General features: G+C 65.9%; 9 protein-coding genes. 1 reads left to right on the plus strand and 8 read right to left on the minus strand.

What is annotated here, in order from left to right; all coding sequences use genetic code 11:
* Positions 1–10: 10 nt before the first annotated feature.
* Positions 11–1,960 carry an MFS transporter gene (locus AB0N05_RS27900; protein WP_364699058.1) on the minus strand — a complete coding sequence of 650 codons (1,950 nt, stop codon included), beginning with the start codon at positions 1,958–1,960 and terminating at the stop codon, positions 11–13.
* A 190-nt stretch (positions 1,961–2,150) separates the two neighbouring features.
* Positions 2,151–2,603, minus strand: coding sequence for a MerR family transcriptional regulator (locus AB0N05_RS27905; protein ID WP_364699060.1), 453 nt, complete (start codon positions 2,601–2,603; stop codon positions 2,151–2,153).
* Positions 2,604–2,626: 23 nt separating this feature from the next.
* Between AB0N05_RS27905 and AB0N05_RS27910 the strand changes: the two genes are divergently transcribed.
* The gene (locus tag AB0N05_RS27910) at positions 2,627–3,337 is read left to right on the plus strand and encodes an SDR family oxidoreductase (RefSeq protein ID WP_364699062.1); all 711 of its coding nucleotides are present in this window, start codon (positions 2,627–2,629) and stop codon (positions 3,335–3,337) included.
* A gap of 3 nt (positions 3,338–3,340) precedes the next feature.
* On the opposite strand, the gene AB0N05_RS27915 is transcribed toward AB0N05_RS27910, so the two are convergent.
* The 6 genes from AB0N05_RS27915 to AB0N05_RS27940 all read right to left on the minus strand — a co-directional run.
* Positions 3,341–4,840 carry a hypothetical protein gene (locus AB0N05_RS27915; RefSeq protein ID WP_364699064.1) on the minus strand — a complete coding sequence of 500 codons (1,500 nt, stop codon included), beginning with the start codon at positions 4,838–4,840 and terminating at the stop codon, positions 3,341–3,343.
* Positions 4,841–5,031: 191 nt separating this feature from the next.
* The gene (gene iolD, locus AB0N05_RS27920; RefSeq protein WP_364699066.1) at positions 5,032–6,876 is read right to left on the minus strand and encodes a 3D-(3,5/4)-trihydroxycyclohexane-1,2-dione acylhydrolase (decyclizing); all 1,845 of its coding nucleotides are present in this window, start codon (positions 6,874–6,876) and stop codon (positions 5,032–5,034) included.
* Positions 6,873–7,763, minus strand: coding sequence for a 5-deoxy-glucuronate isomerase (gene iolB / locus AB0N05_RS27925; RefSeq protein ID WP_364699068.1), 891 nt, complete (start codon positions 7,761–7,763; stop codon positions 6,873–6,875). Before iolB ends, iolD begins: the two co-directional genes overlap by 4 nt.
* A gap of 241 nt (positions 7,764–8,004) precedes the next feature.
* Positions 8,005–8,154, minus strand: a complete 150-nt coding sequence (locus AB0N05_RS27930; RefSeq protein ID WP_364699070.1) for a hypothetical protein — start codon at positions 8,152–8,154, stop codon at positions 8,005–8,007.
* Positions 8,151–9,044, minus strand: a complete 894-nt coding sequence (locus AB0N05_RS27935; RefSeq protein WP_364699072.1) for an aldolase — start codon at positions 9,042–9,044, stop codon at positions 8,151–8,153. Before AB0N05_RS27935 ends, AB0N05_RS27930 begins: the two co-directional genes overlap by 4 nt.
* A partial coding sequence (locus tag AB0N05_RS27940; RefSeq protein ID WP_364699074.1) for a PfkB family carbohydrate kinase occupies positions 9,035–9,873 on the minus strand: 839 nt, incomplete at its 5' end. The genes AB0N05_RS27940 and AB0N05_RS27935, both read right to left, overlap by 10 nt.

The following is a 9,873-nucleotide window of genomic DNA, read 5'->3' on the forward strand; positions in this document are numbered from 1 at the left end:
TACTGGATGATCAACTTTGCAGCTCCGCGAGCTCGCGATCCACCGCCTCGTCGTGTTCGGCCGCCTCCTCCGCGGCCTTCTTCGGGCTCCAATGTCCGGACATCAGGAAGATGAACGGCAGGAACGCGACCTGCGCGGCGAGGCAGATCCACCACCAGGTCTTCCACTGCTTGGGCGAATCCGCCTGCGCCTGCTGCACCTCGGTGCCGTGCGCGGCCAGGTATTCACGATCGCCGATCGGAATATTGGATACCGCCTTGAGCTGGGCGCTCGCGGCGGTCAGCTGCGGTCCGGTCGCCGACGCCACGGTCAGCTCATTGGTCGGCACCTTGCTGGCGGCGGCCAATCGAGCGGTAGCCGCATCGGGCGTGATCCCGAACTTCTGCGCGATCTGGCCCACGGCCTGACCCAGGGACGCCTGATCGTTCGGGTTGGTCATCACCTTGATCAGCACCGGCGTGTCAATCGCCTGGAGCGTGGCCAATTCGTCCGGATACTTGGCGTTCAGGGCGATGGTGGTCTGAATATCGGCGGCCGATGCCCCGGTCAGTTTTTGCAGCGCCGTGACCTGCGCCCCGGTGTCATTGGGATTGGCCCCGAGCGCCGCCATGGTCTCGGCACCGACCTTCTGAATGGTGGCGATCTCGGTGTGATACTTGGCCGAAATCTCTTGCAGCCGTGGACCGTAATTCACCAGCGTGCCCGCCGCGGTCACCACGATCAGCAACCCGAACAGCACCACCGTGACGACGGTGCGTAGCGTGCCACCCCACACCGCCAGCCCGACCGCCGTAGCCGCCGGATTCCGGTTCTCCACCGTCTCGGTGAAGCTGGCCATCCAAGTCGAGTACGCGATACCACCGCCGACCGCGGTGAAGCTCAGCACGATGGCGAAGGTGTAGTAGTCGGTCCCCGGTTTATCGGTGTACCCGAGGAAGACCAGCAACCCGATAATGCTGATGATCGTCCCGAACACCATGAACGGCTTACGCACCTTCAGATAGTCCGACACGATCCCGGTCAGCACCAGCGCACACGCATTGGCGATCCAGTACCAGTTGCCCAGCGCATTCGATTGTGCCGCAGTGAATCCGAAGTTGGTCGCCATGTACACCGGCAGGAACGAGACGATGGTGTAGAAGAACGCGAGGAAGATCGAGATCCCGAGCGCGGAGCCCACGATATTGGGCTTCATCATCTGCTTCCACTGATCGCGTTCGAGCGTGCTGACATCCAGCCCGCGCGCCCGCGCCTCGACCAGCGCCTTGTCCCGCAGCGACACCATGATCTGATCACGCAGCGCCGGGGAGAGCTCCCGCAACCCGATCACGCCGAGCATCGAGATGGCCAAACAGATTGCGCCACACAGCCGATAGTGGAACTGCCAGTCCGGATGCGCGTCGAGCGTATGCGTGGAGATCTCCGTGGTCACCAGCGCGCCGAGCACCGGCCCCAGCGTCCAGAACCCCATGGCCGAGGCCCGCCCCAACTGCGGCGAGAAGTCGCGCACGAGAGCGGGAGTAGCGACCAACACCGCACCCTCCACAATGCCGATCACGCAGTACACAACGACATAAGCTTCCTTCGTCGTGCAAGCAGGCACCGCCAGCAGCGTGAGCGCCGAACAGATCACCGTCCCATAGGCGACGATATTGGCCCGCCCCCACCGATCCAGCAGCCCCGCCACCACCGAAGCCGCCGCACCGAAGGCCGCCCCGATAATGAAGATGCCCACGAAATACCGGAAGGTCAAGTGGTAGTAGGCAATGAGCTCATTGCCCACCGCACCCGCGACAAACAGCTGGTAGTACAGGGCGACCGAGGTGACCACCACGAGAAATAGGTACCAGGAGCGCGCGGGCGTCTCCGGATAATGCGGAAGCTTGCGCTGCCACAACCCCGTCACCAGGGTAGGTGGCGGAAACGCCGGCGCAGCCGGAGCGGTAGATGTCGAACTCATGATCGAAATGCCTTTCTGACCCAGGCATTACGTGTGACCGGAAGACCCTTCATGTGCAGCACGAGCAGCCGGGTGAAAAAAGAGTAGCGGTCATGAGTGAGTCAGATCACTGTTACCGCGAAGCCCGATCAAGGGGTAAGACGGCGTGACAACGCTTGATGGGGATGGGCTTGCCCGCGAACTCCGGCGATCAGGCGGGTGGGGTCCAGAGCTGATCCGCGTCGCCTGCGGCTAGCCGCTCTCGATAGGTGTTGACCTTGCGGTCGATTTGGGTCAGGTTTTCCTGGAGCTCGGCAAGTTTGGCGGTGACGTCGGCTTGGTGGGATTCCAGGAGGGCGAGGCGTTCCTTCTCATTGCCGGGGCCTTCGACAATGAGTTCGGCGTAGCGGCGCATGGTTTTGATGGGCATGCCGGTGGCTCGGAGCTTGGTGCAGAAGAGGATCCAGTAGAGGTCATCGCGGTGGTAGCGGCGGCGGCCGCTGGAGTTGCGTTCGACGGTGGAAACGACCAGCCCGGCACGTTCGTAGTAGCGGAGCGTGTGGACGCTTACTCCGGTGCGGGTGGCGGCTTCGGCGATGGTGAGGCCGCTCGGGGGAATGGGCGCGGCGAAACGGGATCGCGCTTGTTGCTTGACTTCGAGCACGCTCTAAATTTTAGCGTTCAGTCATGACAACGATACTGATCACAGGAGCGAACAAGGGCATCGGCTTCGAGGCTGCTCGGCAGCTCATTGCGGTGGGGCACACCGTTTATATCGGGAGTCGGGATGGCGAACGCGGGCGTCGGGCAGCTGAGCAGTTGGGGGCTCGGATGGTTCAGCTCGACGTCACCGATGATGCGTCCGTCGCGGCCGCCGCCAAGACCATCGATGCCGATGGTGGGCTGGATGTGCTCATCAACAATGCGGGCGTCCAAGCCGAGATGAGCGATGGAAAGGTGACGATCGGTGCCGCCGAGGTGACGGCCGACGTGATGCGAGAAACGTTCGAGACCAATGTGTTCGGCACGGTGCGCGTCACGCACGCGTTCCTGCCGCTTTTGCAACGCTCCGCGGCTCCGGTCATCGTGAATGTCAGTAGTGCGCTGGCTTCATTGACTCTGGTCACGACCCCGGGCACCCGGCGGTACGACTATCTGGGAGTGGCGTACCCCGCCTCGAAAACGGCGGTCAATGTGTTGACCGTGCAGTATGCGAAGGCGTTTCCGAATATTCGGATCAACTCGGTCGAGCCGGGGTTCACCGGGACCGATCTCAATCAGGGTGCCGGGCACCAGACCGTCGAGCAGGGCGCGGAGATCATTGTGCGCATGGCGCAGGTGAATCCGGACGGACCCACCGGTGGTTACTTCGCCGCCTCGGGCCCTTTGCCCTGGTAAGCGCTATTCCGCATCGCGGAAGTAGAGGATGTTGGAGCCGTGGGAGGCCAGCGGACCGGCTTCGGCCGCCTGGCGTATCCCACTGCCCGGCAGGCTCGTCAGCTTGGTGAACATGGTGGCATTGCCGAAGGCGGCGCGGACCTGGGTTTCCGAGGCATAGTCCGCGCCGAACTCGGCGAGCGCCTTGAAATCCAGCGGTGCCAGCGGCTTTTCGAGCGGAGTCTGTTTGGCGGGCAAGCCGAGGGCGGCGTACTGGGTGGCGGAACCGCCCTCATACCAACAGAGTTCATAGGACATCTGCTCGGAAGTGGTGACGCTGACGGTCGGCCATTCCTGGGACAGGCGCAGCGCCAAGGGGTGTCGGCCGACGGGGGCGACCTCCCAGTTCAAGCTCTTGACGGAAACCCAGTGTTCGGACACCTTTTCGATGAGGACGACATCCTCACCGAGACGCTCGGCCGTATTGGCATCGGGCTCGGGTGTGCTCCAGTGCTTTTCATCCACGCCGAGGTAGGCCGAGCTGGGTACGGGCGTCGCACCATCGGATACATAGGCGGCGAGAATGGCCGCGCGGACCAGGGTGACGGCATTACGGGAGGAACACCGGACGCCGAGCGCGCCGAAGGAGGTGCTGATCTCCATCGGCTTGGACGGCGGATCGGGGATGGCACCCGCTGCCAGGGGCTTGAGGCCGACCAGCGCGAGCTGCCAGTTGATCTCCTCGATGGTCGCCAGATCACCCGAGGTCTGGTACAGGATCGCCTGCTGGGTCAGATACCCGGCGCGTTCCAGCGTCGCGCACTCCAGCTTGCCGAGCGCGGTCACCGTCTTGCTGGTGAATCCGATGTCCTCGACCTTCAACTCGCGCAGCTGCTGCGTCATGGCCGGTGAGGTGACCGCCGCATACCGTTCCCGGTACATGGCGATGGCCTGCTTGCGCTGCCGCCCGACCATGAGCGTGCGCAACAGGGTATTGAGCGTGGCGAGATACCGATTGGCCTGTTCCGGATCGGCGGCGAACAATCCCGCGCGAATGCGCACGGCGTCCTCACCTGCGCCGACGGCCGCGTTCGGGTCGAGGCGGCACAGCCACACGCTGCATTTGGACAGCGCGTCCGCACAGACGCCCGCCGCCTGCGGATAGGCGTGCGACACATGCCGATACGCCTGGCAGGCATTGCGAATGGTGGAGGTGGCGAGCTCACGGTGACCGATGGTGCGGGCGGCCTGCTCGAACAACCGCAGCGCCTCCTGCACCTCGGTGGCGAAGGCCGCCGTCACATGCCCGGCGGTGAGCCAGCGCAGCCGCAACAGCACGGCTTCCTGCGCGGGTTCCAGCGCCGAGGCCGAGCGATCCCGCTGGGAGCCGTCGGTTTTGGTGGCCATGAGGGCCCGGGCGAATGTGCACAGCGTGGTGGCGAGCCGCAGCTCGCTTTCGGCCGAACGGTCCCGCGCGGCCCCGCGATCCGCGGCCACCTCACGCTCGATGGCGCTGAGATCCATTGCGACCTTCAAACTCCCGCATCAATCACCGTGTGCGCGTATTCCGAACTGACAGAGTCATTCGAACTGCATAGTCGGCCGCCCATCGACCGGCTCGCGCGTTTGCGCTGAGTCTGCCACAAATTCTTCGCCCGGGTCACCCATCCGGAGGTATGCCCGGTTCGAGATCGTGTCCCGTCCCGGCGTGGCGGCTAGCCCCGCCGGGCCACACGCAACTGCCGCGGTTTCGACTCGTCATAGCCCTCGCGCCCCGAGAGATGTTGCGGCACACCCACTTCCCACCAGGCTCCCGCCTCGGTCCAGGACGACGGTTGCGTGCGGACCACGATCACCGCGGGCCGCCGTTCCACAATCGCGGCCGTGCGCGCCCGGGCGTAGGCATCGGCGAACTCCGTCAGTTCGCTCGCAGTGAACACCACGCAACCGAGCGCCTTGGCGTGCGCGGCGAAATCCACGCGCGGCGGGGTGGCGTGCTGGGTGCGGCAGTTGGCATAGAAGTTGTTGAACGGTGCCCCGCCCTGACCCTCTTGCAGGCGTGCGATGACCGCGTAGCCGTCGTTGTCACAGACCACGGCAACCATCGGGTGTCCCGCGAAGGCAGCGGAGAACAGCTCGGAGTTGAGCATCAGATACGAGCCGTCGCCCAGCATGGTCGTGACCAGACCCTCGGTATGCGCCATGGCCGCGCCCCAGGCTCCGGCGAGCTCGTATCCCATGCAAGAGAACCCGTACTCGACATCCATGGTCGGATTCCCGCCCGCGGCCCGCCAGCCGCCGACCAGTTCGCCGGGCAGGCCACCGGATGCCGTCATGACGTAATCGGTCGGGCCGCTGAGGTCATTCACAATGCCGACGAGTTGGGCGTAGCTGGGTGGCCCACTCGTAGGCGTGCGCAGTTTGTCGATGTGGGCATCCCAGTCCGCGCGCACCGTCAGCGCCTGCGCGGTCCAATCGGCATCGACACGCCAGCCCTTCAGATCCGGTGCGAGATCCACGAGCGTGGCATCCGCGTCACCGACCACGGCGAGAGCTCCGTGCTTCACGGCGTCGAAGCGAGCGGCATTGATGTGGACCAGGCGCACGTTCGGTGAGAAGACCGTCCAGGATGCGGTGGTGAAGTCTTGCAGGCGTGTACCCACGGCCAGCACCACATCGGCAGCCGCCGCGAGGGCATTGGCCGAGGCCGCGCCGGTGACTCCGAGCGGACCGGCATACAGCGAATGATCGTGCGGTACCAGCGTGCGCCCGGCGGTCGTCTCGGTGATCGGAATCCCGTGCCGCTGAGCAAATTCCAGCGCACGCTCACCCGCACCGGAGTAGCGCACTCCCCCGCCGAGTACGAGCAATGGGCGCTTCGCGGACCGCAACACCTCTGCCGCCGCAGCAACACTGCGCCGGTCGGGGCGCGGACGCGGCACGTGGTGAACGATGGTGTCGAACAGCGCATCCGGGAAGTCATACACCTCGGCCTGCACATCCTGTGGCAGCGCCAGCGTCACAGGTCCGGCATCGGCCGGATCGGTCAGCACCCGCGCGACCTGCGGCAGGGTGGCGATCAACTGCTCGGGCCGAGTGATCCGGTCGAAATACCGGCTCACCGGCCGGAAGGCGTCGTTCACGGTGCTGGTGGGATCGCCATAGTTCTCGACCTGCTGCAACACCGGATCCGGCGCGCGACTCACAAAGGTGTCACCAGGCAGCAACAGCAAAGGCAGCCGATTGGCATGCGCCACACCGGCAGCCGTCACCATATTCAATGCGCCGGGACCGATCGATGAGGTCGCAATCCCCACCTGCCGCCGATTCGCCGCCTTGGCCAGACCCACCGCGGCCAGAGCCATCCCCTCCTCGGTATGGCCACGCCACACCGGAATCTCATCCCGCCGCTCCTCCAGCGCGGTCCCCAGCCCCAGCACATTCCCATGCCCGAAAATGGCGAAAACCGCTGGGAACAACGGCACTTCGACCCCATCCAGGGTGGCCGACCGCTGCGCGACCAACCATGCCACCAGCGCTTGCGCAGTCGTAAGCCTCATCCGATCCGCCCTTCATGATTCGTCACCGGGCACCGCGGATCGAGCTCCTCCTCCGCCCACTGCGCCCGCACCCACGCATGCGCGGGATCGTCGCAAAAGGCCATGGACCGCTCCGGCGCGGGCCCCGCCAGCACGTTCAGGTAATACATGGAATATCCCGGGGCGGCGATGCACGGCCCGTGATACCCATGCGGCACAAGGAATACGTCCCCATCCCGCACCGCGACGTTCTCATCGAGCTCGCCATCGACGGTATAAGTGCGATGCATCCCGAAACCTTCAGGGCTGGTGGTGATTCCATCCCGCCCCGCAATCCGGAAGTAGTAGATCTCTTCATTGACGACTTCGCATTCACTCGCCTCGTCATGCTTATGCGGCGGATACGAAGACCAATTCCCGTCTGGAGTGATCAGCTCGCAAGCATTCAACTTGTCCGCGTGTTCCCACACCCCGGGCGACCCGAAGTTGGTGACCTGCCGCGTAGCCCGTCCCGCCCCGCGCACCTCCACCGGCACCAGCTCCGCCGGACCATATTTCGGCTCCAGCCGCCTGGCGCACCGCGCCATAGGCAGCGCAACCTCGACACCCGCATCGCTGAACAACTCCACCTCGGCATCCCGAGGCACATACGCGAAGTCCGTCACCCGAGCGAAAACCGAAGCACGCCCCTCGAGTTCGAACACCATCCCGTCCACCCGCACGGTGCACGACCCTGCCAGCGGCAACACGAACGCCTCGAACTCCCCGGTGAGCACCGTCCGAGTCTCACCCGCCGCAATGCGAAGCACCCGCAGCCCGGTGTACGACCAGCCCGCATCCTCGGGGGTCAGCAGGACGGGATCGCTCGCATCCCGCAGTGTTCCCGCAGGTCGATGCAGCCGCTTCATACCGCAGCCTCCCCCGCCGACGCCCGCACGCTCCCGGCAGTCACCGCGTCAACGAGCAACGCGAGCACACCGACGAGGCGGCCGCGGCCGCCGTCCGCAAGCTGTGGAATATCTTCTCCCCCAGCACCTTTCCCACCGCACAGAGCTCTCGCGGCGGATACTCGCGCTCCCGGCTGCCTCCTTGCGCCGCGTCCAACGGTGAGGGAGCTCTGGTGGTGGAAATTCGTCCTCAATCCCGCCATCACTGCTCCCTGATCTTGGTCGAATGCGATGTGGCGCGGGCCTTCCCGCACTCGCCGGGCGGGATACACACCGCGCCGACAGCATTTCCGGCAGGCACGGCGGAGTCGAAGCGCCCGAGGCGGTCGATCGTATGGAGCGTCGCACTCATCTCGCCGCCTCCAGCACTCTCGCCGCGGCGTCGACGGCACCTGCCACATCCCCGTCCGGTGGGTAGAGCAGGGTGCGGCCTACTACGAGGCCGCGGGCTACGTCGTGGCGGAGGGCCGCGCCCCAGGAGGCCAGGTCGGCTTGGGGGTCGCCTGAGGGTGCGCCGCCGAGGAGGAGAACCGGCAGCGTGGTGGCGTCCAGTACCGAGATATCGTCCGGGGCTGGGATTTTCAGCCAGGTGTAGGCGGAGGTGACGCCCAGGCCGGAGGCTACGGTCACAGCACGTTGGAGGGCGGCGGTGTCCTTGTGCATGGTGAGGGCACCCGAACCGTCGCGGGCGTAGGGCAGGGGTTCGACCATGGCCATCAGGCCGTGTTCGGCCAGTTCGGAGACCGCGCGGGCGCAGGCTTCGAGGGTGGGGATGGTGCCGGGGTCGGAATCCACCAGGCGCAGAAGCATTTTGCCGCCGTCGAGACGGTACTTGACGAGGGATTCGGCGTCGTAGCCGGTGAAACGGTCGTCGATTTCCCAGTCCGCACCGGCCAGGCCGCCGCGGTTCATGGAGCCGATGACGATCTTGTCGTGCACCGCGCCCAGTAGGAGGAGTTCCTCGACTATGTCCGGGGAGCCGAGGACGCCGTCGACGGCCGGGTTGGCCAGGGCGATGAGCAGGCGTTCCAGGAGGGTTCGGCGGTCCGCCATCGCGGTGCGGTCCGCGCCGACGCCGAGTGCGCCGCGCGCCGGGTGGTCGGCGGCCACCAGGAACAGGGTGCCCTTGTCGGAGAGCAGGTTCGGGCGGCGACGGCGGTCGGCGTAGGCGGCACGGATGGCCTCGGGCTCGGTGGCGCGGACCCGGAGCAGGTCGTACCAGCGGTCGTCGGTCAGGTGCACAGCATCTCCTCGATTTCGGCATTGGTCGGCATGGCGTCGGCGCAGGCCAGGCGCGAGGCCACCAGTGCGCCGGCGGCATTGGCGTAGGTGGCAAGGCGGTGCGGATCCCAGTTGGAGAGCAGGCCGTGCACGAGGGCTCCGCCGAAGCCGTCGCCCGCGCCCAGCCCGCACACCACCTCGACGGGGCAGGGCGGCACCGTCCAGCGCTCGGATTCGGTGGCGATGAGCACGCCCTCGGCACCGCGTTTGATCACCGCGAGGCGCACGCCACGGGCCAGCAGCCGGTCGGCGGCCTCATCCGGATCGGCGGTGCCCACCGCCACCTGCACCTCGGTTCGATTGCCCACCACCACATTCACGTGATCGACCATCCAGCCGATCTCGGCCCGAGCGGTCTCCACATCCGGCCAGAACATGGGCCGGTAATCGAGATCCAGCACGGTGTGACCACGTCGCGCCCGGCGCTCCAGAATGGCCCGCTGCGTGGTGCGGCCGGGCTCGGCGCTGACCCCGGTCCCGGTCACCCACAGCAGTGGCACGGAATCCACCACATCCCAAGGGATCTCATCCTCGGTGAGAGTGAGGTCTGGTGCGATGGGCAGCCGGTAGAACAGCAGCGGCGGATCGGCGGGCGGCTTGAGTTCGCAAAACACCACCGGCGTCAGCAGATCCGGCGAAGTCCCCACGTACCGTGACGAAACTCCGAAGTCCTCCAAGGCCGTTCGCACATAGTCGCCGAACCCGCCGTCGACAATCGCCGCCTGGTGAACGCCCTGCGTGCCGCCTGCGCGACCGCCGGTGTGGAGATGCGCGCCGAGAAGGTGATTCC

Source organism: Nocardia sp. NPDC051030 (assembly GCF_040683015.1).
GTDB lineage: Bacteria > Actinomycetota > Actinomycetes > Mycobacteriales > Mycobacteriaceae > Nocardia.